The following is a 21227-nucleotide window of genomic DNA, read 5'->3' as shown; positions in this document are numbered from 1 at the left end:
CAGGCGATCCTCACGGCCTATCAGAAGCGCATGGTGGAGATCGCCAAGGCCATCAGTGCCGAGATGGGTGCTCCGATGAAACTCTCGCAGGCGGCGCAGGCCACGGCGGGCCTGGCCCACTTCATGACCACGCTCAACGTGCTCAAGAATTATTCCTTTGAAGAGCAGAAGGGCAAGACGCTGCTTGTGCGTGAACCCATTGGTGTCTGTGCGCTGATCACTCCCTGGAACTGGCCCATCAATCAGATCGCATGCAAGGTCGCGCCCGCGCTGGCAGCAGGCTGCACCATGGTCCTCAAGCCCAGCGAGATCGCGCCGATCAACGCGTGCATTCTTGCCGAAATTCTCGATGAGGCCGGCGTGCCCAAGGGCGTGTTCAACCTTGTCAACGGGGACGGCTCGGGTGTGGGAGCGCCGCTCACCGCGCATCCCGATGTCGACATGGTTTCGTTCACCGGCAGCACCCGCGCCGGAAAGCTGATTTCCAAGGCTGCGGCCGATACGATCAAGCGCGTGGCGCTCGAACTCGGCGGCAAATCAGCCAACATCATCGTCGACGATGAGGCCTTCGAGAAGGCCGTTGCCGGCGGGGTGAAGTCCGTTTTCACCAACAGCGGCCAGTCCTGCAATGCGCCCACGCGCATGTTGGTTCCCGAGAGCCGGATGAACGATGCGATTGAGATCGCCAAGGAAGCCGCCGCGAAGGTCAAACCAGGCGCGCCCGATGACGCTGCCACCACCATCGGACCGGTTGTGAGCAAGGCGCAGTGGGAGAAGATCGAGGGCCTCATTCAGAAGGGAATCGACGAGGGCGCGACGCTCGTCTGCGGTGGTACCGGCAAGCCCGAAGGGCTGGAGACCGGCTATTACGTTAAGCCGACTGTCTTCGCCAACGTGAACAACGAGATGACCATCGCCCGCGAGGAAATCTTTGGCCCGGTGCTGGCGATTCTTCCCTACAAGGACGATGCTGACGCCATTCGTATCGCCAACGATACGCCCTACGGTCTATCGGGCTATGTCTCTTCGGCGGACAAGGACCGCGCCATCAAGATCGCCCGCGCCATTCGCAGCGGCAATGTCCACGTCAACGGGGCCGGGCCGGACTTTGCCAGCCCCTTTGGCGGCTACAAGCAGTCGGGTAACGGCCGCGAATGGGGCGAGCTGGGGATGGAAGAGTTCCTTGAGGTCAAGGCGATCCTCACCTGACCCTATTTCAGCGGCGCCAGGTCTTCGTAATCGGCGTCCAGAATCAGACCGAAGCTCTCCTGGAGCATCTGCAGGTATGGCACGCCGGGCTCAATGGTGCGTGTCTGGCTCGTGCCGTCGTGGCGGTGAAGACTCAGCTCGAAATTGGCCAGGGTAGCTCTGCCCGTGGGCGAGGGCAGGGCGCACATCCGGATTCCGCGAAAGGGCGAGCTCGGGTGCGTCGAGGTAAAGTGGTTGGCCACGACGACGTCGTCGCTGGTGAACGATTCAAAATTGAAGGCATAGAGCGGCGCCCATCCGTTTGCATCCCCTCTTTCGAGAACATGGCCGTAGCGCGCATCCTCGCGGAGCCGAAACCTTGCGCCCGCTTGTTCGGATTCGCGACCGGGTTCCAGTGGGAGTGGATCCACGATGCCCGGTCCGCCAAAGCCCACGTCAGCGAGCCAGCGCTTCCCTTCAGCGGTAACGACGAGGACCATGTGAGTGCGCGGGCCCGGTGACTCTCGCTTGAACAGGACGCGGGCAAGCAGTCGCTGCACCTCGAAGCCGGCGGCCTCCAGCGCATCGCCCAGCAGGGTGTTGAGTTCGAAGCAGTAGCCGCCGCGGCGTTTGCCGACCAGTTTGTCAAAGATCTCCGCCGGCGCGACCGAGACGCCCCGTCCCAGATGGATGTCGAAGACTTCGAAGGGAATGGCGTAGGCCTGCGCGCGGTGCAGGGCATGCAGTTTTTCTATCAAGTTCGCCGGAAGGCGTTCCACGCCAATGCGCTCAAGGTAGGCATTCAGGTCAAAGGTGGTTTCACTCACAACTCACTCCTCCCAACGGACGAACGGGTGCGGTGCGCCCTGCATTGGAACCGGGCGGCACAGCGAATGGCTGCCGGCAACTATTGGAGTTCGAAGTCCCAGGGCTCGCTGAAAAAGGTGCGCAGGCCGTCGGCATTGACGCGCGCGACGCGCCACCAATAGAGGCCGGCGTGGTCGAAAGGCGGGATGCGGATCGAGTTGCGCGGGCTGGTAACGCGGCAGAAGATTTCGGCGAAGTTCTCTTCCTTGGAGAACTCAAAAATCCACGCGCGGCCCGGGTCGCTCTGAACGATGAAGGCCATTTCGTCGATGGGTCGGTAGAAAGTGTGGCCCCCGAAGGGGATCATCGGCTCAGGTGCCATCAGTTCCCTGCCGACGCCTTCTGCGACCTCGGTGCGCGGCGGGAGCATGAGCTCACGCCCCCTGCGAACATCACCGTCAATCACTTCCATGACGATGTCCGAGCCCGGACGGATGAGCACCTGAAATTTGCTCTTCTGCACGGCCTGCAGGAACTGCTGGCAGGCATCGAGCGTGCGGGAAACCGTCGCGAACTTCGCGGCGCCGCGCTGGGAACCTCCGAGGGAGGATTCCTGCGTTGCATAGCGAACGAAATAGAGAGTCGGCGCCTCAATCTCAAAAAAGCCCTTGCGGAGGATCAATTCCTCATCCAGCCACGAAGCCTGTGCATCGGGATCCATTTTGACGTGCGCACCGCCGGGAAGCCGGATCACTGCACCGCCGGTTCGCGGGGTGAGCAGGTTGTAGTCGCCCTCGAGTTTGGTGGGCTCGCTGACATTGCCGAAACTCATCTGATCCCGGTCGGAGAGGCGAACGAAATCGTCGATGCGCTCAATGTAGGCGAAGTAGTCGACGTTCTCGGGTTCTTCGGGCTCAGGCGGGCTCTCGTCTTCGACGCTGTCCTGAGACTCCACGCCGGGTGCCGGCTGGGGAGCGGCTGCCATGCGGGTGCCGGATTCAAGATCATCCGGTTCCGCGGTCTGTTCTTCGGGAGCGGGTTGTTCAGCAGTTGGGGCATCTGGCAGTGATTCTGCCACGCTTTCCCCGGGATCCGGGGCGGCCTGCATGGGGGCATCCTGGGCGCGGGCGAGGGTGCTCGCGCCGACGGGATGGCAGAGCAAAGCTGCGCCCAGCAGCGCGACCCACAACGATCTGGCGACAAGCACGCGCAATGCGGCTCCCCTTTCAGGCCCGTCCCCACGGGCGCGTTCCCCTTGGCCATCAAGAATCCTGCGACGAAATGCGTCAGGATCACTGCAATTCTAAAGTGCGAGGGGCCTGCCCGCAAATGCGATGGACCCCTCGCAGGGTAAGCGCTACTCAGCGCTCCTGAATGAAGCGCACGAAGCGTTGCACGCCCTCGGTGAGACGGCGGGCCGCATCCTTGAGCGGCTGCGCGTTGAGGGGCGAGACACTGCTGAGTGCATCGCGGAAACCCACGACGCCCTGGAGCAGCGCACGTGATGAACGTGAGAGGCCGGTGCGGAAGGTGCGGAACTCCTCTGTAAGCTCTTCGAGCGCGACGCGAATCTCTTCGGTCTGTCGTTCCACAACTTCGCGTACTTCTTCCTGGAGGTGGGAATCCGACGCACGTACTTTCATGGCGCTTTTCTTCTGGGTTTTCTTCGGAGCTTTTTTCGGAGCCTTCTTTGCGACCTTCTTTTTCGCGGCTTTCTTGGGCGCTTTCTTTGCGCTCTTCTTCACGGCCTTCCTGGCTGCTTTTTTGGGTGCCTTCTTTGCTTTCTTGGTTGCCATGTCGTTCCCTTCGGTTTGGAGGTGGCTCACGGGGCAGCGGCCCAAGGCCGGCTCTTCAGGCAGAATGGGTCACGGGAGCGCCGGGGGGCAACCCCATTTTTGGGCGCGTGAGACTGCCCAAATCCGGCAAAGTATGAAAAAAGTTCATAGCTGTCGCGCTTTATTCCCTGCCACCCGGGAAAGGCGGCATCGAACGGATGACCGATGGTCAGCTCTAATTCCTTGATATCACAAAGGATTTCATTTTACATTCATTTACGCGGCTGGAATGGGGCACTTGGTATGGAGCCTGCGATAGAAAGGCTCAGGCGACGCGTGCGGATGCGTGAAGCGCCGCAGGAAGCCCAGGTAGAGAAAGGGATTGAGCCATGACCGCCGAACACGAAACCAGCAAGCCGCATGAGTATGGGGACCGCATGGAGCGCTACGCCAAGGCGCGCGCCCGAAACCGTCGCCGCGCCTGCCGTGAAGCGGGCAAGGACCTGCGCGAGAGCATCAGTGAGCTTCGCCGCCAGCTCCAGCACGACGACTCTGAAGATTACCGCCAGAGCGCCTGAGCGCCGCGAGGTGAGCCCTCCCCATGAAGGTGGGAGCAGGCCACTCGAACCAACCTGATTGAATCCACACAGGGGGCGCATTGCGCCCCCTTTTGATTTACACCCCCCTGCAAATCGATTATCTCTCAAGCCATGAACGAGACGGGTCCTTGGCCGGGGCCCCGGCTTCATTGGTTGGAGCTGGTGGCGCCCCTTGTTCTGCTGGTGATCCTGGGTCTGTTCGCGATGCCCAACTACTACGAGTATCGCCCCCAGGTAGAGCTGCAGGAAACCGCGCACGCGCTGGAAAAGCTCGTGCTGAGCGCCCGTCATGCCTCGGTGGAGTCGGGCAATGCCTACCTGGCTTTTGATCCGGCCGGGCGAAGCGTCGCCTTCTTTGAGGGCGAGCCCGGCGGCGCTGCAGCCCCGCGCTCACAGCTCTCCCTGCCCGGATCGCTGACCTTCGGCTACGACGAGAAAGTGCAGCCCTTCCCAAGCCTGCTCCTCGAAGACGGAACGAACCTGGCCGTTGCCGACGACGGCGTGACTTTTGAAAACAACACACTCCTGTTCGGTGGCGGTCTGCTTGAGGGATTCCCCGGTCTGATCTATCTGCGCTCGAACCAGGGGGAGAACCTCGCCCTCTACGTGCGCATCTCCGGCGATGTGCAGCTTCACGAATGGGATGGGCAGCGCTGGAACCGGCGCACCGAACTGGCCGCGCGCTACCCGCAATAAGGCGCGCGCAGACATCCTCCAAAAATCGTCCAGGCCCCCCAAAAAAGGCTCTCTGGCGCGTTGACACCCAAATGCCTGAGGTGTAAAAAGGGCGCCCTAACCTGGGGCGGTTAGCTCAGCTGGGAGAGCACTGCCCTTACAAGGCAGGGGTCACTGGTTCGAGCCCAGTACCGCCCACCAGCGGCACAAAGGCTCTCTCCCGGGTCCGCCGTCGCACAAGATCGATACCGCTGGAGCGGTAGTTCAGTTGGTTAGAACGCCGGCCTGTCACGCCGGAGGTCGCGGGTTCGAGTCCCGTCCGCTCCGCCACTTTCACCCCCCGAAAATGCATTCCGTGGCACTCTCCGAGAGGTGTGTATTCAGTGTGTAATCCCCGCGGGGGAGTGTGCGGGGCCGATGGAGCGTGGGAGGTCAGGAGCTATTGCCTGCCAAACCGCGATATTACCCGTTGCCACAGGCACCGAAAAAGCCCACCACATTGCCGGCCAGGAATAGATCAAGTGAAGTTGGCCGCGGCCGCGTGTGGTATAGGCTATGATTCTTGTCATAGGTAGAAATTTTGCGCTTGTGGTTCACTGGGCTGGCCGTCCAGAAGATGGTAGCAAATCGGGGGCGGGGGGAGCGGCAAAAGTGGGCTGCAACTGCTGCTTTGGTCCTCTTTCCCCGGGAAAACAGGGATTTAGCTCAATGGTTTCAGGCCCCGCTTCCCATCGGAATCATGGCCGCGAATATGAATGCCAAGGCAGGCGTGCGGGGATGCTCCCGTTTTGCTATCGTGTTTCGAAACTGAAATTAGAGATTGGCGAAGGAGAAGAGGGATGAACCGGGAAAAAGGGAATAAGACAGCGGCTCGGAAGTCACGTCGGGGGGTCGTAACCGGACTCATCGGGGCAGCCCTGATGCTCTCGGTGATGGTCGGTGCATGTGAACAGCACCAGGCGGCCAACGAGGGCGGTGCCGGCGGCGGGGCCTCGGAGACCGTCGCGCAAATCATGCAGGAACGCGGACTCAGCGAGGCTGACGTCCGCGCTGCCGTAAAGACGTTCATGCCCACGGGCAAACATGATGATTATCTGCTGTTCGCCTCCGGCGGTCAGGTGGGCAATGTCATCGTGATCGGACTGCCCAGTATGCGCATCCTCAAATACATCGGTGTTTTCACTCCCGAGCCGTGGCAGGGCTATGCATACGGGGATGAGTCCGGGAAGATTCTTGAAGGCGGAAAGAAATACGGTCGCGAGATCACGTGGGCGGACATGCACCACCCCGCGCTGAGCGAAACAGCCGGCGATTACGATGGCCAGTTCCTGTTCGTCAATGACAAGGCCAATCCGCGCATTGCGGTAATCGATCTGAAGGACTTTGCGACCAAACAGATCGTCGGTTCCGAGCTCATGCGTTCGGAGCATGGCGGAGCCTTCGTGACGCCGAATACTGACTACGTGGTCGAGGGCGCGCAGTATCCTGCGCCGCTTGGCCTCGCATATGCGCCGATCGAGGAATACAACGAGAAATACCGTGGCGCGGTAATCTTCTGGAAGTTCAATCGCGAGAAGGGCCGGATCGAGAAAGAGAACTCCTTCGCGATCGAGTTGCCCCCGTATTCACAGGATCTTTCGGACGCCGGCAAGCTCGTGTCCGACGGGTGGGTCTTCATCAACTCCTTCAATACCGAGCGTTCGTGGGGGGGCATTCTGGATGGCAATCCGCCCATGGAATCCGGCGCTTCCCAGAACGACATGGACTATCTCCATGTGATCAACTGGAAAGCCGCGGAGAAGGTTGCCGCGGCCGGGAAGACGGAAAAGATCGCGGACATGCGCGTCATCCGTCTTCAGACAGCCATCGACGAGGGGCTTCTTCACTTCATTCCGGAGCCCAAGAGCCCGCATGGCGTGGACGTGACCCCCGATGGTACCGAGATGGTGGTCAGCGGCAAACTCGACACCCATGGCACGGTTTACAACTTCGCCAAGATTCAGGAACTGATCAAGAACAAGGACTATGCCGGCAGGGATCCCTACGGTGTTCCGATTCTGCCGTTTGAAAAGTCCATTCGCGGCCAGGTTGAGATCGGACTGGGCCCGCTGCACTCGCAGTACGACGGGAAGGGCAACGTCTATACGTCCGTCTTTATCGAGTCGAAGGTTGCCAAGTGGTCCCTCAAGGACCTCAAGTTGATCGACAAGATTCCGGTGCACTACAACGTGGGCCACATTACGGCGGCTGAAGGTGATACTGTCAGTCCGGACGGCAATTACCTGGTTTCGATGAACAAGTGGGCAGTTGACCGCTTCCAGAATGTTGGCCCTCTGCTTCCGCAGAATTTCCAGCTCATCGATATTACTGGTGAGAAAATGGAACTGCTCTATGACATGCCGCTTCCCCTGGGTGAGCCGCACTATGCGCAGATCATCAAGGCCGACAAGATTCATGCCGAAGAAATCTATCCGATGGGATTCAACCCGGTAACGGGTGCGAAGGATCCATATGCCGTCACGCCCGGCGGAGAAAAGATCGAGCGCAAGGCCGATGGCGTGCATGTCTACATGTCGGCGATCCGGTCGCACTTCACGCCCGATCTGATCCGGGTCAAGGAGGGCGATGTCGTTCATCTTCACCTGACAAACGTGGAGCAGGCCAAGGATGCAACCCATGGATTTACGATCAACAGCCACAATATCAGCGCCAGCCTGGAGCCCGGCAAACACGTGAATATCACGTTCAAGGCCGACCGGCCGGGCGTATGGCCGATGTACTGCACGGAGTTCTGCAGTGCCCTGCATCTGGAAATGGCGGGCTATCTGCTTGTGGAGCCGAAGGAAGGCAGCTAAGTTTTCAGCCTGGATTTGCGATGCATGCCGCCGATTCCGTGAACCGGGATCGGTGGCATCTTTGCAGGAATACAACACGACGATGATTAAGGATTGATCAATGAATATTTCGTACCGGAATCGCTTCAGCTCTTATTTTGTGATGGCCCTGGTAGCTGTCTTCGTCTCGTCGGGGGCGTTTGGATGCAGCAGTTCGCCAAAAGAGAAAGAGAAGCCCAAGGCGCAGGCCACAGCACCGGCCGCCGCGAAGAAGGCCGAGCCGGCTGCGGAACCGCAGGTTGGTCCCGATGGCCCTGAATCGATTCCCTACGGCGGCGTCGACGAAATCTCCACGGATCCGGCGATGATTGAGAAGGGCAAGGGGCTCTTTGAGTCAAAGGGGTGTGTTGCCTGCCATCGTATGGATATGAAGCTGGTCGGCCCGGCTCTGGGCGGAGTGACCGAGCGCCGCACGGTCAAATGGATGGCCCGCATGATCCAGCATCCGGAGATGATGCTGGAGAAGGATCCGGTCGCAAAGCAACTGCTCGCGACGCATTTTACGCCGATGGCCAATCAAGGGGTCACCCCTGACGAAACCAAGGCGATCATCGCATATCTTGCAACTCAGAAACCGCCGGCCAAGTGATGGCGGGGCTTGCGGTGTCGATGGGGCGCGCGCGTTTGGGGCCGAGTCGATGAGCACACATGCCGACAAGGAAAAGCAACAACGTCTGATCGTTCTGGGCCTTGTTTGTCTGGCGATCGGTATCTATGTCGCATCGTTCTTTCTTCCCTACTGGAACTTCACATTGCTGGCGCCGCAGTACCCTCAGGGACTGAGAATCCAGATCGGATTGGACCATCTCGAAGGCGATGTGGGTGAAGTCAGCGGGCTTAACCATTACATCGGCATGCGCTCGTTGGATGAGGCTGCGGTTTTGGAGCGCGCGATCGCCCCGTATGCTGTCGGCGTGCTTTGTGTGAGCCTGCTGGTATTCGTGCTGGTGCCGAGCCGCAAGTATTCGTGGCTGGCGCTCGCGCCGGGCCTGGTCTTTCCCCTTGCCTTTATCGGGGACAGTTTTTACTGGCTCTATCAGTTTGGGAACCATCTGGATCCGCGAGCCCCGATTACCATCGCGCCTTTTACTCCCACACTCCTGGGAAAGGGGGCGGTCGGCCAGTTCGAAACGATTGCCACGCCGGCCGCCGGTTTTTATCTGGCGCTGCTTGGGTTTGTGGTGATTACGGTGGCGTGGTACATCAAGCGACGGATTTGCTGGGGATGCAGGCTTCGACACGAATGTCACTTCGTGTGCCCGAACATGACGGTCGGTTCCGGTGGGACTTCTGCCACTTCTGGTGCCGAAGAGGGTGACCGGGTGAAGGCGTAGCGCGCGCCTTCTGAACAGCCGAATCTCCGAAGGAGTCGACACGATGAGTCGGGGGAAGCTCCTGGTTGCTGCCGCGAGCGGGCTGCTTGGTCTGTTCAATATTGTTGTTGGCGCGTTGCATGCCCAATCCCAGCCGATCGGAGCCCGGCATCCGGCGGACAAGGGCGGAGCCCGGAGCGCCTGTCGCACGATTCAATCCCGGCAGGACCTTCAATCGGCAATCGACGCCGCACCCGAGGGCGAGCGGCTCTGCCTTGCTTCCGGCACTTTCCAGGGCGCATTCAGAATCAGCAAGTCCCTGACAATCAGCGGGCCGCGCGACGCGGTGATTCACAACCCGGATCGAGGCTCCACGTTCTTCATCAAAGCCGACAATGTCGTGCTGGACGGGTTTACGATCACGGGAAGCGGACAGGACTACGTCGCGCAGGACGCGGGAATTTTTGTCTCTGAATCGAACGACGTGAAGATTCAAAATCTTGTCATCGAGGATGTCCTGTTTGGTATTACTTCCCAGAAGGTCAATCACCTGAGCATTGAAGACACTTCCATTGTGTGTCGTGGGAAGCGGGCGCTGGGGATGCGGGGCGACGGCATCCGGCTATGGGAAACCAGAAAATCTTTGATCTCCGGCAATCGGCTCGATCAGTGCCGGGATATGGTGGTTTGGTATTCTCCAGAAAACATCATTCGAGACAATCAGGTGTCGAACGGGCGCTATGGGACGCATTTCATGTACAGCTCCCGGAATGTGATCCGGGACAATCATTTCGTCGGGAACGTCGTCGGTGTGTTCGTGATGTACAGCCGCAATTTGCTGATCAGGAACAATCTTTTTGCCGATGCGGCAGGTGCGGCGGGCATGGGGCTCGGACTCAAGGAGTCCGGAAACCTGGAAGTCGTGGGCAATCGCTACATTCACAACTCGGTAGGAATCTATCTAGACAACTCACCGCTGTATCAGGACGATCGAAACCTGTTTGCGCACAACGAGGTTCGGCTTGGTGATATTGGTATCACCTTTCACAGCAGCCCCCATCAGAATGAATTCGTGGCCAATACGCTCAAGGACAACCTGCGCCTGATCAGCATCGAAGGCGGAGGTGATGCGCTTGGGGTGGAGTGGACACGGAACTACTATGATCTTTATGAAGGCTATGACTTTGACGGCGACGGAATCGGAGACGTCCCGTTTGAGCTTCGTTCGGTTGTGGATGCCCTCGTCAACCGTTACCCTCAGTTGAAACTATTTGCGGGCTCCTTGGCGATGTTCCTGTTGGAGACCTCGTCGCGCCTGGTCCCCATGTACCAGCCGGAACTTTTGATGAAAGACGAGCAGCCTTTGATCAAGCAGGCGGACCGTTCTGGCTCCGCGCCGACAGTTAAATCGATTCTGGACAGGCGCGGGATTTTTGCACTCGAGGGCGACGCGGGAGCTCTCAATGCCGAGCAGGCGCAAAGCAGTAGCGAAGAAGAGCATAGCAAATACTGAGAATTGACGGGGAGTGCCCCGAAGCGGACAAGTGAATGCGCATTGAGCTAGAAAACCTGATCAAACGCTTCGGCCAGACTCCGGCGATCGACCGATTGTGTCTGAGCATCGAGACAGGCGAGCGGGTTGCGCTGATCGGTCCCAACGGTTCGGGCAAGACCACTTTGCTTCGCGTCCTGATGGGCATGTTGGGGGCGGAAGGAGCGGTTCTGGTCGGCTCCTCGTCTCCGTTCACGCAACGAGAGCAGCTCGCCAGGAATGTCGCGTACGTGCCGCAGATCGCGCCGCAGTTCGGGGTGCCGGTCGGCCAACTCATTCAGACCATCTGTCGCATTCGGGAGATCGACAAGGATCGCGTCCACGGGCTCTCCGAAACCCTGGGATTTCGCCCGGCAGAGCACGAAACAAAACCATTCAGGGACCTGTCGGGCGGCATGAAGCAAAAGCTGCTGATTGCACTCGCGCTTGCGACTGAGCCCGATCTCCTCATCATGGATGAACCGACTGCCAGCCTCGATGCCGATGCGCGGCGGCATTTCTTTGAACTATGTGGCGAGCTTTCGGAGAGCACGACACTCGTGCTCTGCAGTCACCGGGTCGAGGAAGTGCGCCACCTCGTCGGTAGGGTCGTGGCACTCGAGGGCGGGCGCCTGGTGGCGGATGGGCCGGTCGAGCAGTTTGTCGCCTCGCTGGGACGCGCGGTGATTGAACTCCGGGTGAGCGAGCCGTCCGGGGAACTGGCGACATGGTTGGCGGAACGTGGTTTTCGAAAGCTCTCTGGTAATCGCTATACGGTCTTTGTTGAATGGCAGACCAAGCTTGATGCCGTGCGGGAACTGATGACTCGTTGGGGCGGTGAAATCGAAGATCTTATTGTGAACGATCTGCACGAATTGCAGATCGTTCATGGCAATGGCAGTCCTGCGAGCGAGAAGGAACACTCATGAAGAACTTTGTGATCGCAGGGGTAATTGTTCTCGTCGCGGTCGTCGGCATTGTTTTTTACCTGCAGCAGCCGAAAGAGGGGGTTCGTCCCATTGCCTGGGATCAGGAGGCGTGTGCACATTGCCACATGCACATCGGGGACCCTCATTTCGCCGTGCAGCTTCAAACAGACAGCGGAGACGTACTCGATTTTGACGATCCGGGCTGTCTCTTCAGCTACCTTGATGCAAACAAACCCATGGTGAAGGAAATCTACTTCCACCACCATGCAAAGGACGAATGGCTGACGCAGGCTATAGTCGGCTTCGTTCATCTTGAGCAGGATACCCCGATGGGATACGGCATCGGTGCAGTTGATCGCTCTGAAACCGCAAATGCAATGAGTTTCGAGGAAGCGCGACACGCAGTCCAGGGGCGCGGCCACTCGGGTGCAATGAGCCCGATGCAATCCATGCATCATCACGCCGGAGCTGCCAAGTGAAGCGATTCGTCGGACTGATCGAGGTGACCCGGCTGGAGTTCGCGGAAATCCGTCGCTCCAGGTGGCTCGCCATGACGTTGATTGTTTACGGCGTGCTCGTCGGCATTTTTGTACTGGTGGGGCTTCGTGAATCAAGTGTGCTGGGCTTTACAGGGCTTGGCCGCGTGTTACTAAACTTCTCCCATGCTCTGATTGCGCTTCTTCCGCTGTTGGCCCTGAGTGCGACGGTTCAGGTCGTGCCCCGCGCGCGCGAGGACGGCTCGCTCGAGCTGCTGATGAGCCAGCCGGTCTCGCGTTTCGACTATTTTGCAGGGGTCGCATTGAGCCGAATGATTGCATTGATCGCCCCGCTGATCCTCCTCGCACTCGGGATGGCCATATTTGGAGGGCCGATCCTGGGGGGAGAGCTTCCCTGGAACTACCTGGGAATGATGTTGCTGGCGGCGAGCACGTTGATCATAGCGTTCGTTGGAATTGGAATGATGATCTCCGTATTTGGAAAGAATCAGTCGCGCAGCCTCATCTATGCGTTGGTCGTGTGGGCATTGGGCATCGCATTTCTCGACTTTGCGATTGTCGCGCTCATGCTCCAGTGGCGAATTGAGCCGGCAGCCGTCTTCACGCTCGCGGTGGTAAACCCGGTCGAATGCGCGCGTTTGTTGCTGCTTTCTTCGGCCGAGCCCGAGCTCAACATTTTGGGCCCCGTCGGGTTTTTCCTTGCCAATCGACTGGGCATCGGCTGGTTGGCTGTGATCGGGGCTCTCTGGCCGACTTGTCTCGGCTTCGGCATGATGTGGGGTGCGTGGAGCCAGTTCAAGCGAAGCGACTTGCTCGCGTAATCGAAACTCTTTCCTTCACTTTTGCAATCATCACTTCAGAATTCGGAAACGACTCATTATAGGTCAAGCAAATGTTATGTATCCCGTGTTATCAGGGCTGTGAGAAATATCATAGTTAGGTCGCGTCGTCTGGCATATGCTCAACAGCAGAGGATCAGATTGCAGTAACTGCGCGTAGGGAGCCCGAATGGAAGGGGGGCCGTAGCGTGGTTGAAACCTTGGAAATCTCGAGCAGAACAAGGGTTGCAACGCTGCTGCTGATGTGCCCCGAGGCGCTGGAAGTGCTGATCGGGTTTGATCCACATCTTGAGTCGCTGCGCAGTGCTGCCAAATGCAGGATGATTGCGCATCGCCTGTCACTGGCGGACGTCGCTTATGAATCAGGGACACCGGTTGAAGAAATCGTGCGAGCGGTTTCAGAGACCATGGGAATGCCGGCCAGCCCGTCGTGAGCTCTTTCCGAGGGGTTTAGATACATGGCAGTGGCGGGCATTCAGGGGCGGCGCGCGACGACAAAGCTCGTTGATCCGCGCGCCACATTGTGAATCTCTACCTGGTAACCAGCGTCTTCGGCGAAAGTCGCAACGTCCGTCGTCTTCCACAGCGGCTGCGGCTCCCCCAACATGGCATCGACTAGCGCGATGTTAGTGGCCATCCAGGGCACCAGCTCGTAGTTGTCCGCAAAGGGCTCCCAGAGGACAACATAGCCCCCGGGTGACAGGACTTTCATGGATTTCTTCAGATAGTCGATCCCATGCTGCGGCCCGCAGTAGGCAAACTTCCGGGCAAGGAAAACGAGGTCATAGCTCTCACTTGTGCCCCATTTGTCTTCCTCGGCATCGCCGGAGTTTTCGATGATTTCGACAGGCTCACGCACCTTGAACTGCTTCAGCGCCGCAGGCAGCTCGGCGATCAGGCGCGGCAGGCATGAAACCACCAGCTCCGTCTCCGGGTTGGCCTGTGTGACGGCCGCTGCGAAGCTGATGCCGACGGTGCCGCAGATCATTCGCCTGACCTGGCTCAAGTCCATCGACCTGACAAGCTCGCGGGAGGGGCCGGCAAGCATGGCCGTGGTCATGCGCACGTATTCGGCCATCAGCGGATTGGCGGGGTTGTATACCTTGAGGGTGGGGTGACCCTCATTGCCCTTCAACACTTCGGGGAGCTCACACCAATAGTTCCATGTCCCGAGCATGAAATTGATCATCTCACGCACGGCGCTCCATCCCTCACGAAGAAGCTGCTTGCTCGCCGGTCCGGTCATGGCCCAGCGTCCATCACGGTCCTGCAGCAGAATGCCTGCCGAGGACAGGGCATCGAGCAGCACCCTGGCTGCAGGCTCCGGCATGCCAAACTCTTCAGAGATATCCTGCAAGCTGCGCGGCTGAATCAGATAGGGAAAGAGCCCCAGTTCGGAGGCGGCACCGATTGCAGCCGCGCCCTGGTAGCCCTGCAGCGTTCTGACAAACTGGAGAGCCTGTTGCTGCTCGCGCAGTGATTTCGGCAAAGGAACCAGCTCACCGGCAGCTTCAAACAAATGAAGCGAGGCGGATGCGAATCGTGTTCTCACGGACATGTGTTGCCTCCACTGGCTGACGGCCACGACACAGTCCACTTTGAAGCACGGGGGGCGCCCGCCCATATGAGAAAACGCATAAGGGGAACGACTTACGCTGGTGTAGGCTCAAGGGGAGTTTTGCGGAAAAGAAGCTGGGCCGCGTCGCTTAGCGTACGTGGGCGAGCCGCACCATGCCCTTAAGATCTTTGATCACGAAGGTATTGGGTTCGCTGAGCATGAGTTCCTGCTTGCTCCACTGTGAGAGGATCCGGATTGCGGTCTCCACCGTGGTACCGACCATGTCCGCTGTTTCCTGACGCGTCAGGATGCGGGGCAGGTAGACGGCACCGCTCTTGCGAACGCCCATGCGTTCGGCAAGCCGCAGGAAGAGCTGTGCGGTTCGTCCCTCTACCGTATGGGCAAGTTGTGTCTGCCAGTCGCGCGCATCGCAGAGTCGAGATCCGATCTCGCGAGAGTAATTGCGCTGCATGGTGGGGCTCGAATTGTAGAGCTTGACGAAATCCTGGCCCGGCATGGTGAAAAGTCGAAGGTGGCTGGCCGCTATGGCAGTTGCGGGGAAAGGGCGATCGTTGACGATCGCGACGGTGCCCAGCATTTCTCCTGGAGTGAGGATCTCGAACAGGACGCTTCGGCCGGTTGCAGCTTCCCGAAGGATTTTCGCCCACCCTTGTTCGACAAGATAAAAGAACGCCGGGGGATCTCCTTCGGAGAAAATCCGTTCGCCACGTTCAAAAACTGAAAAGCTGCAGCCTTCGGCGACTTCTTGAATGAGTCGGGGGTCAACGTCTTCAAACAAAGGGGCGCCAGAGAGGAACTCTGTATGCTCGGAGGGGTTGTACGTTTCCATCGGGTTCATCCTGGGGAAGAAACGCGCCTGATACAGATCATAAGACATTAACCAGCCCCAGTCTAAAGTAATCTCAATGTTGAGACGCCGGGAGGGTCCAGGCTTATGTGTGCAATGTGCGGAGGTGCCACAGAGGCGGAAATGCGTGCCGCCTGTGAGAAGCTGCGCCGCGATCTCGAGGGGGATCATGTGCTGGCGGTCATGTATCGCGAACACGACGTGATTCTGGGCTTTCTGGACGAACTTGAGAGCCTGAATGAGGCCCTCCAGAAAGCGACTTCCCCTGACAAAGCTGGAGACCTGCCGGACAGGCTCCATCGCGTTGCCGAGCACCTGATTGAGGCAGAACCCCACCACCAGCGAGAAGAAGAGGTGCTCTTCCAGCGCCTCGAGGCGCGCGGGGTCTACGGTCCTCCGCATGTCATGCGCGCCGAGCACGAAGAACTCCGCGCGGGCAAGCATCGCCTCCTGGAACTAGCGGGCAACTTATCTCCCGATGACTTCTCCGCATTCCAGCGGAACATCAACTCCGTGGCGCAGACTCTTGTCACGAGCCTGCGCAATCACATCAACAAAGAGAACCTTATTCTTTATCCCATGGCGGTCCGGACGATCAGCGAAAAGGACAAGTGGAACGAAATGAAGGTCGAAGCCGAGAAGATCGGCGACTGTGCATTTACTCCCCCGGCCTGAATCGCCTGCCCAATTCAAGAACCCGAAGCAACAAATGAAACCCCCCGGCCATCCGGCCGGGGGTTTTGTGTGTCCATGGCAATTCCATAGTCTTGTCAGGCCTGACTCGGAAGTTGCCGTAGAATGTTGGTAAGTGCCATTTTGGGGAGCTTGGGCAGTTCGATGTGCAGGGGACCGACCGAGCCGCGGGCGAGGTATTTGCTCATCGACTCGGCCGCGGCCTCGCGGCGCTCTTTGACGCGCGGTTCCTTGCCCGGCTTGTCGTAGTAGGTCCAGGTCGTGGGCGGTGCGTACTCCCTCCCGGCGGGCCCGGCATGCACAGCGTGACCGATGCGGTAGCCCACAAACGCGTCGGCCACCTGACGGGCCAACTGTGCGGGAAGCGATCCCCTCCCGATCAACTGATCGGCCTGGGCCTGCAGCGACCTGACTCGCTCGCGAACCTCGGGGGAGGGCGCATTGTTTTCAATCGCCTTCATGTAAATGCCGAGCGCCCGGATGAGCCCGGCCGCCTGGTCTGCCTGGTAGCGGAAGAACGGATCGGCCAGCTTGTGCATGTTGCCATAGGCCATGATGGTCGATTCATAGAGCTGAACCAGTGGCGGACCGTTCTTGGTGCGCAGCTTCTCGTGCGCGTAGTCGTAGTAGCGCTTGATGTCGCCGTCCTTGAATACCGGATGATCGTAGGGCGCCTCTTTCCACAGGTGAAAATCGTTCCAGTCGTAGTCGTCATGGAGGCGGTGCATTTCCTGCATTTTCTCGAACAGGCGCGTTCCGGGGCACGGGGTCAGAGGGCTGATCTGATAGAACATGGGCTTGAGCTGCACGAACTTGTCGATGTCCTCGATGATATTCTCGTGATCGTGGAAATCGAAGCCGACGATGGTGGAGGCGATGGTGAAGATTCCCCACTCACGCATGCCGTTGATGACATCCGCCGGGCTCTTTCCGGCCCGCTTGGCGTAGCCCGACTTGCTCTGCCCGTCTTCCTCGATGCTTGATTCGACGCCGACCCAGACCCCCTGCACGCCGCAGGCACGCAGCTCTTCGGGCTCAAACGTCGAGAGCGCCTTGATTGAGCCGAAAGTGACCCACCGGAAGCCCCAGGTCTTCTTGTCCGACCGAATCAGACGGCCGAGTTCCCGCACGTATTCCTGGTTGAGGAACATGTCTTCATCGAAGAGGATGAAGTTGTGCGTGTCGCCACCGCTGCGCGCCTGGTGAGCCTTCATGAATCCATAAACTTCCGCGGGCTCGGCGATGTACTGCTTCTTGTAATGAAAGAACGCGGAGGTGTTGCAGAACTCGCAGGCATTGGGGCACCCTAGCGAGACGAGGATTGCCGGCGAGCGGATCTGGAGATTCTGCATTCCGGGCAGATTAAAATGTGAGAGTGGCATGTGATACTGCGTGACCGGCCGATCGACCGGCGTATCCTGAACCAGCTCGCGCATGAAACGAACGCCCTCCGCCCTGCACAGGTGGTCGGCATTCTCCAGGATGTAGTCCCGCAGGTTTTCCTTGTCGCCGGGCATCTGGTCGTCCAGCGCACTGACGCCGTACCCACCGATGACAATCTGGGATTTTGGGGAAAATTCCTTGATGGCGCCGATCATCTTGGCGACGCGCCGGACGTGAAGGCTCTTGAGCTCGATGGCTACGAAATCGTAGCCCTTCTTAATCTCGTGGATGAAATCGTCCCAGCGCGGAAAGTCGAGAACGGTTGTTGGAACCTTCAGATTTTCCGCAATGAGATAGAGCGGATAGGTGGGCAGGTGCGAGCTCATGTCGAAAGCGCCGTGCCCGCGTCCAAGACGCGCGTTGAGCAGGTCACTGGGGGCCGTGCCCCATTTGAGTTCGTACGGGCCGTAGGGGTTGGTAAGTAGGACACGCGTCATAGAGTTGATCTCCTTGGCCTGCCGGACTGGCAAAAGGCCCTCAAGCGGTTGCCTCAAGTGTTGGTTCGACGCTCACAGCGTCGGGCGTGGGATAGGTGGCAAGAAACTCTTCGATCTTGTCGATGATCAGATCCGGGCGGTCGTCTTGCAAGAAGTGACTGGCATCGGGAATCTTCAAGCTGGGCGCATGATTGGGCAGGCGTCTCTCGAATTCCTCAAGAAACCAGGGGACAAAGACCGGGTCTTTCATGCCCCAGATAAGCTGCGTGGGAACCTCCCAGCCTCCAAGCTCTGCACCCGTTTCCCGAAGAAGCTTTGCCGTCGGATGGGTGGGGAGCAGGGGCACCTGGCGAACGCTCTTAAGATGAGCGCGCCTTGAGCCCCAGGTTGAGTAGGGATCGAGGTAGCCGCGCATGGCCTCCTTGTTCAGCCGTTCCTTGTGGACGATGCCGTAGGGAACAAGGAATCGGGCAAAGCCGTTGAAGCCCTGCACAAACACCTCACCGAAGACTGGGATTTTCAGCGCCCAAAGAATGAGCAGGCCCGTGGGAAGCGGGCGCATCTCCGCGAATCCTCCGGGAATGTCGGGAAGAAATCCGGTGGTATTCAGAATGACCAGTCGCTTGATTAGGGATTTATGCCGAACGGCCCAGGAAAGGCCGATGATGCCACCCCAGTCTTGGACGACCAGTGTGATGTCCTTCAGGCCGAGCTTCTCCACGAATGTGCCCAGTCGCATGACATGCGCACGCATGGAGTAGTCGGCGTTGGCCGGCTTGTCGGAGAAGCCGAATCCCAGATGATCAGGTGCAATGCAACGGTAGCGATCCTTGAGGGCGCCGATCATGTGGCGATAGAGGTAGGACCAGGTGGGATTTCCGTGGAGAAACAGAAGGGTCTCGCCGCTTCCCTCGTCCACGTAGTGCATGAGGTGTCCTTCAACCTCGATCGAATGAGACGTGAAATCGTAATCTTTGTAAACGCTCATAGAGTTACCTTTTCTTTATCGGCCCGGAGCGATCGGCCGGAAACCAGGTGACCGGCGGAAGCTCGCGGGATACTGCCTTGTCGGTGCGTGTTTTTGGGTAGCCCAGGGCAATGGACGTGACGATCTTGTAGGGCCATTCAATGCCCAGGCGCTTGCGCCACCCTGGGAGCATGTCGAGTGTCTTGGTGAAGCCCACATAGCAGGTACCGAGCCCCAGGGAGTGCGCCGTGAGAATCATGTTGTGCGCGGCCAGGCCGCAGTCGAGTTCCGGCTCCCCAATGCCCCGGCTGTCGCCGAGGACGAAGATCGCCGCCGGGGCATGAAGAAAGACATCGTAGCCCTCGGTTTCCACGACGGTGTTGGAGCCGGCAATGACGCGCTGGTCGAAGAAATTGGGTGCTAGACGCGCCAGAAGGTTGACTGCTCCCTTGCGGGCCGCGCGCATGTTCCCGTTTGATCCCATGTAAATCTGTGGGAGGAATTTCAGCCCTTTTTTGCAGTCGGTTGTGATCCGGGTGAGCAGGTCACGGTCGGTGATCACAATGAAGGACCAGGGCTGGCAGTTCCCGCCTGAGGGCGCAAAGCGACCAGCCTCCAGCACCCGCTCAATGAGCTCTTCGGGGACCTTCTTGTTCTTCATGAACAGGCGATTGGAGCGACGCTTGTAGATTACGCGCTCGACTTCGGTGAGATCTTCTTCAATTTGCTCGAAGGGAGGCGCCTCGTCGGCGCCAAACGGATTGGGAAACGAGCGGCCCTTGTGCAGCGTCTGATAGAATCCACTCTCGACCTGGTAACGACCCCGGATCTCGATGGCCTCTTCAGGACAGACGGAGTAGCAGTTGCTGCAACCGATGCAGCCAAGCTCACCGCCGTCCGCAGCGTATTTGTCGACAGGGATTTCCCCGCGCATCTCCAGAATCTGTCCCGGGCAGGTCTGCACGCACCGCGTGCAGGCATTGCACTTCTCGGGGTCGACCACGAACTTGGCAAAGCGCGTCGGGGGGAAATGTGCGTCGGTCAGGTAGCGTTCAGGGATATTCATGGGATCTCCTGCATGAGCGTTGCAGCGTGTTACAGCGCCTCTTCGTGGGTCAGCCAGTCTGCCACGGCGTCCTGACGTAGCGGATCAGTGCGCCCAAGCAGGCATTGCGCCTGCTTGGCGTCACGCATACGTCGTTCCTGTCCGTAGTCCTCCATGTAGCCGTATCCGCCGAGGAGCTGGACACCATCGGTGCTCGCGCGCGCGGCACCTTCCTTTGCGCGAACAAAGAGAGTTGCTGCAGCCGATTCGGAGATTGTCTCTCCAGAGGAGAGCTTGTCTGCTGCATTGCAGGCGCTCTGGTAGTCGGCCAGCATGTCGGCCAGCATGCTGCGTACCTGCTGGTGCTCAATGATGTTGCAGCCAGCCTGGTAGCGTTCCTGGGCATATCCAGAAGCTGTTCGAAGGGATGATCCGGTGATGCCGGCGCAAATGGCGGAGGCCGGACCCCGGAAGCGCCTGGCCATTTCGCGGGTGAGCTCACAGGCACCGGGGATCAGTTCGCTGGCGTTCACCTTGACGCCGCGGAGAATGACATCGGCTGTCGGACAGCCGCGCAGGCCCAGTGTCAGCAATGATTCCCCGACCTCGACCCCTTGGCGATCGGGTTCGATGAGCGCAATGGAGCAACCGTGCTCTTTACTCTCCTGATAAACCGGAATCACCAGCAGATTCGCAATGGGCGCGTTGACAACGAACTCGCAAGTCCCTTCGAGGAGCAGGTTCTTTCCCTCTTTGCGGCAAATCACGCTTGAAGCGCAGTCGCCCGGCTCGTCATAGATTGGGTAGGCAAGCAATGTCGGCGTGCCGTTTCCCGCAAGCCGCTCGGCGCTGCGTTTGTCGCCGCCGCTGATCGCAAGCTGCTGGGCAAACGAGTGAGCGAACAAAATGCCGGCCGGCGCGGCGAGCTTCTCGGAAAGCGTCTCGAGCGCCGTGCTGAGAGTCTGCAAGTCTCCATCGCCGCCGCCGGAATCTGCCGGCAGAAGGAGATCGAATAGCCCCAGTTCTGCGAGACCCGCTACAAAACGAGAGGGTAGCTCGCAGTCGGGATAGTGATTGAGCGCCTCTGCATGGGGGACATATTCCTTGTCCGCCAACTTGGCGACGCTTTCCTGGATCAGGCGCTGTTCTTCACTGGATACCGTGCGCAT

Annotated in this window: 21 protein-coding genes and 2 tRNA genes; 14 read left to right on the top strand and 9 right to left on the bottom strand. The window is 59.1% G+C overall.

Annotated features, from left to right (window positions below):
* The coding region (locus KDH09_07435; GenBank protein MCB0219507.1) for an aldehyde dehydrogenase family protein at window positions 1-1209 on the top strand (1209 nt) is incomplete at its 5' end.
* Between the two features lie 2 nt (window positions 1210-1211).
* Here KDH09_07435 and KDH09_07430 read toward each other — a convergent pair.
* The 3 genes from KDH09_07430 to KDH09_07420 form a co-directional block, all read right to left on the bottom strand.
* On the bottom strand, window positions 1212-2015 hold the full coding sequence (locus KDH09_07430) for an arylamine N-acetyltransferase (GenBank protein MCB0219506.1): 804 nt from the start codon (window positions 2013-2015) through the stop codon (window positions 1212-1214).
* An 80-nt stretch (window positions 2016-2095) separates the two neighbouring features.
* Window positions 2096-3073: a hypothetical protein gene (locus KDH09_07425; GenBank protein MCB0219505.1), complete on the bottom strand. Its 978-nt coding sequence runs from the start codon at window positions 3071-3073 to the stop codon at window positions 2096-2098.
* A 283-nt stretch (window positions 3074-3356) separates the two neighbouring features.
* Complete coding sequence (locus tag KDH09_07420) at window positions 3357-3791, bottom strand: hypothetical protein (protein MCB0219504.1); 435 nt, start codon at window positions 3789-3791, stop codon at window positions 3357-3359.
* A gap of 368 nt (window positions 3792-4159) precedes the next feature.
* On the opposite strand from KDH09_07420, the gene KDH09_07415 reads away from it, so the two are divergent.
* The 12 genes from KDH09_07415 to KDH09_07360 all read left to right on the top strand — a co-directional run bounded on the left by KDH09_07415 (window position 4160) and on the right by KDH09_07360 (window position 13481).
* Window positions 4160-4348, top strand: coding sequence for a hypothetical protein (locus tag KDH09_07415; protein ID MCB0219503.1), 189 nt, complete (start codon window positions 4160-4162; stop codon window positions 4346-4348).
* A gap of 183 nt (window positions 4349-4531) precedes the next feature.
* Complete coding sequence (locus tag KDH09_07410; protein MCB0219502.1) at window positions 4532-5065, top strand: hypothetical protein; 534 nt, start codon at window positions 4532-4534, stop codon at window positions 5063-5065.
* 104 nt (window positions 5066-5169) lie between these two features.
* Window positions 5170-5245: transfer RNA gene (locus KDH09_07405), tRNA-Val, on the top strand.
* A 52-nt stretch (window positions 5246-5297) separates the two neighbouring features.
* Window positions 5298-5374, top strand: a tRNA-Asp gene (locus tag KDH09_07400).
* Between the two features lie 509 nt (window positions 5375-5883).
* Window positions 5884-7899: a Sec-dependent nitrous-oxide reductase gene (gene nosZ, locus KDH09_07395; GenBank protein ID MCB0219501.1), complete on the top strand. Its 2016-nt coding sequence runs from the start codon at window positions 5884-5886 to the stop codon at window positions 7897-7899.
* A 100-nt stretch (window positions 7900-7999) separates the two neighbouring features.
* Window positions 8000-8527 carry a cytochrome c gene (locus KDH09_07390; GenBank protein ID MCB0219500.1) on the top strand — a complete coding sequence of 176 codons (528 nt, stop codon included), beginning with the start codon at window positions 8000-8002 and terminating at the stop codon, window positions 8525-8527.
* Between the two features lie 49 nt (window positions 8528-8576).
* Window positions 8577-9272 (top strand): cytochrome C, encoded by a 696-nt coding sequence (locus tag KDH09_07385; protein MCB0219499.1) that lies wholly within the window; start codon window positions 8577-8579, stop codon window positions 9270-9272.
* A gap of 43 nt (window positions 9273-9315) precedes the next feature.
* Window positions 9316-10764 (top strand): nitrous oxide reductase family maturation protein NosD, encoded by a 1449-nt coding sequence (gene nosD / locus KDH09_07380; GenBank protein MCB0219498.1) that lies wholly within the window; start codon window positions 9316-9318, stop codon window positions 10762-10764.
* A gap of 35 nt (window positions 10765-10799) precedes the next feature.
* Window positions 10800-11711: an ABC transporter ATP-binding protein gene (locus KDH09_07375; protein ID MCB0219497.1), complete on the top strand. Its 912-nt coding sequence runs from the start codon at window positions 10800-10802 to the stop codon at window positions 11709-11711.
* Window positions 11708-12190, top strand: a complete 483-nt coding sequence (locus KDH09_07370; GenBank protein ID MCB0219496.1) for a hypothetical protein — start codon at window positions 11708-11710, stop codon at window positions 12188-12190. The genes KDH09_07375 and KDH09_07370 overlap by 4 nt, the downstream gene beginning before the upstream one ends.
* Entirely contained in the window at window positions 12187-13029 is an 843-nt protein-coding gene (locus KDH09_07365) for an ABC transporter permease subunit (GenBank protein MCB0219495.1), read from the top strand. The genes KDH09_07370 and KDH09_07365 overlap by 4 nt, the downstream gene beginning before the upstream one ends.
* Window positions 13030-13235: 206 nt before the next feature.
* Window positions 13236-13481, top strand: a complete 246-nt coding sequence (locus KDH09_07360) for a hypothetical protein (protein MCB0219494.1) — start codon at window positions 13236-13238, stop codon at window positions 13479-13481.
* A 41-nt stretch (window positions 13482-13522) separates the two neighbouring features.
* Here the strand turns inward: KDH09_07360 and KDH09_07355 are convergent, their stop codons facing one another.
* Window positions 13523-14605, bottom strand: a complete 1083-nt coding sequence (locus tag KDH09_07355) for a helix-turn-helix transcriptional regulator (GenBank protein ID MCB0219493.1) — start codon at window positions 14603-14605, stop codon at window positions 13523-13525.
* Window positions 14606-14753: 148 nt separating this feature from the next.
* On the bottom strand, window positions 14754-15503 hold the full coding sequence (locus KDH09_07350) for a Crp/Fnr family transcriptional regulator (GenBank protein ID MCB0219492.1): 750 nt from the start codon (window positions 15501-15503) through the stop codon (window positions 14754-14756).
* A 93-nt stretch (window positions 15504-15596) separates the two neighbouring features.
* Between KDH09_07350 and KDH09_07345 the strand changes: the two genes are divergently transcribed.
* Complete coding sequence (locus KDH09_07345; protein ID MCB0219491.1) at window positions 15597-16148, top strand: hemerythrin domain-containing protein; 552 nt, start codon at window positions 15597-15599, stop codon at window positions 16146-16148.
* A gap of 95 nt (window positions 16149-16243) precedes the next feature.
* Here the strand turns inward: KDH09_07345 and KDH09_07340 are convergent, their stop codons facing one another.
* From KDH09_07340 to KDH09_07325, 4 genes are read right to left on the bottom strand one after another with little or no spacing between them, the layout of a single operon-like run.
* On the bottom strand, window positions 16244-18046 hold the full coding sequence (locus tag KDH09_07340) for a hypothetical protein (GenBank protein MCB0219490.1): 1803 nt from the start codon (window positions 18044-18046) through the stop codon (window positions 16244-16246).
* A gap of 40 nt (window positions 18047-18086) precedes the next feature.
* Complete coding sequence (locus KDH09_07335) at window positions 18087-19034, bottom strand: alpha/beta fold hydrolase (GenBank protein ID MCB0219489.1); 948 nt, start codon at window positions 19032-19034, stop codon at window positions 18087-18089.
* 4 nt (window positions 19035-19038) lie between these two features.
* Window positions 19039-20079 carry a nitroreductase family protein gene (locus KDH09_07330; GenBank protein ID MCB0219488.1) on the bottom strand — a complete coding sequence of 347 codons (1041 nt, stop codon included), beginning with the start codon at window positions 20077-20079 and terminating at the stop codon, window positions 19039-19041.
* Window positions 20080-20108: 29 nt separating this feature from the next.
* On the bottom strand, window positions 20109-21227 hold the full coding sequence (locus KDH09_07325; protein ID MCB0219487.1) for an acyl-CoA dehydrogenase family protein: 1119 nt from the start codon (window positions 21225-21227) through the stop codon (window positions 20109-20111).

It is taken from the genome of Chrysiogenia bacterium (assembly GCA_020434085.1).
GTDB lineage: Bacteria > JAGRBM01 > JAGRBM01 > JAGRBM01 > JAGRBM01 > JAGRBM01.
This window is presented reverse-complemented; position numbering and strand designations above follow the sequence as displayed.

What these genes read in the sequence shown, in the direction of transcription:
- KDH09_07420 (MCB0219504.1), bottom strand. Translation starts at nt 3,791, where the DNA reads ATGGCAACCAAGAAAGCAAAGAAGGCACCCAAAAAAGCAGCCAGGAAG.
- KDH09_07415 (MCB0219503.1), top strand. Translation starts at nt 4,160, where the DNA reads ATGACCGCCGAACACGAAACCAGCAAGCCGCATGAGTATGGGGACCGC.
- nosZ (MCB0219501.1), top strand. Translation starts at nt 5,884, where the DNA reads ATGAACCGGGAAAAAGGGAATAAGACAGCGGCTCGGAAGTCACGTCGG.
- KDH09_07390 (MCB0219500.1), top strand. Translation starts at nt 8,000, where the DNA reads ATGAATATTTCGTACCGGAATCGCTTCAGCTCTTATTTTGTGATGGCC.
- KDH09_07385 (MCB0219499.1), top strand. Translation starts at nt 8,577, where the DNA reads ATGAGCACACATGCCGACAAGGAAAAGCAACAACGTCTGATCGTTCTG.
- nosD (MCB0219498.1), top strand. Translation starts at nt 9,316, where the DNA reads ATGAGTCGGGGGAAGCTCCTGGTTGCTGCCGCGAGCGGGCTGCTTGGT.
- KDH09_07375 (MCB0219497.1), top strand. Translation starts at nt 10,800, where the DNA reads ATGCGCATTGAGCTAGAAAACCTGATCAAACGCTTCGGCCAGACTCCG.
- KDH09_07370 (MCB0219496.1), top strand. Translation starts at nt 11,708, where the DNA reads ATGAAGAACTTTGTGATCGCAGGGGTAATTGTTCTCGTCGCGGTCGTC.
- KDH09_07355 (MCB0219493.1), bottom strand. Translation starts at nt 14,605, where the DNA reads ATGTCCGTGAGAACACGATTCGCATCCGCCTCGCTTCATTTGTTTGAA.
- KDH09_07350 (MCB0219492.1), bottom strand. Translation starts at nt 15,503, where the DNA reads ATGTCTTATGATCTGTATCAGGCGCGTTTCTTCCCCAGGATGAACCCG.
- KDH09_07345 (MCB0219491.1), top strand. Translation starts at nt 15,597, where the DNA reads ATGCGTGCCGCCTGTGAGAAGCTGCGCCGCGATCTCGAGGGGGATCAT.
- KDH09_07340 (MCB0219490.1), bottom strand. Translation starts at nt 18,046, where the DNA reads ATGACGCGTGTCCTACTTACCAACCCCTACGGCCCGTACGAACTCAAA.
- KDH09_07335 (MCB0219489.1), bottom strand. Translation starts at nt 19,034, where the DNA reads ATGAGCGTTTACAAAGATTACGATTTCACGTCTCATTCGATCGAGGTT.
- KDH09_07330 (MCB0219488.1), bottom strand. Translation starts at nt 20,079, where the DNA reads ATGAATATCCCTGAACGCTACCTGACCGACGCACATTTCCCCCCGACG.
- KDH09_07325 (MCB0219487.1), bottom strand. Translation starts at nt 21,227, where the DNA reads ATGCGCACGGTATCCAGTGAAGAACAGCGCCTGATCCAGGAAAGCGTC.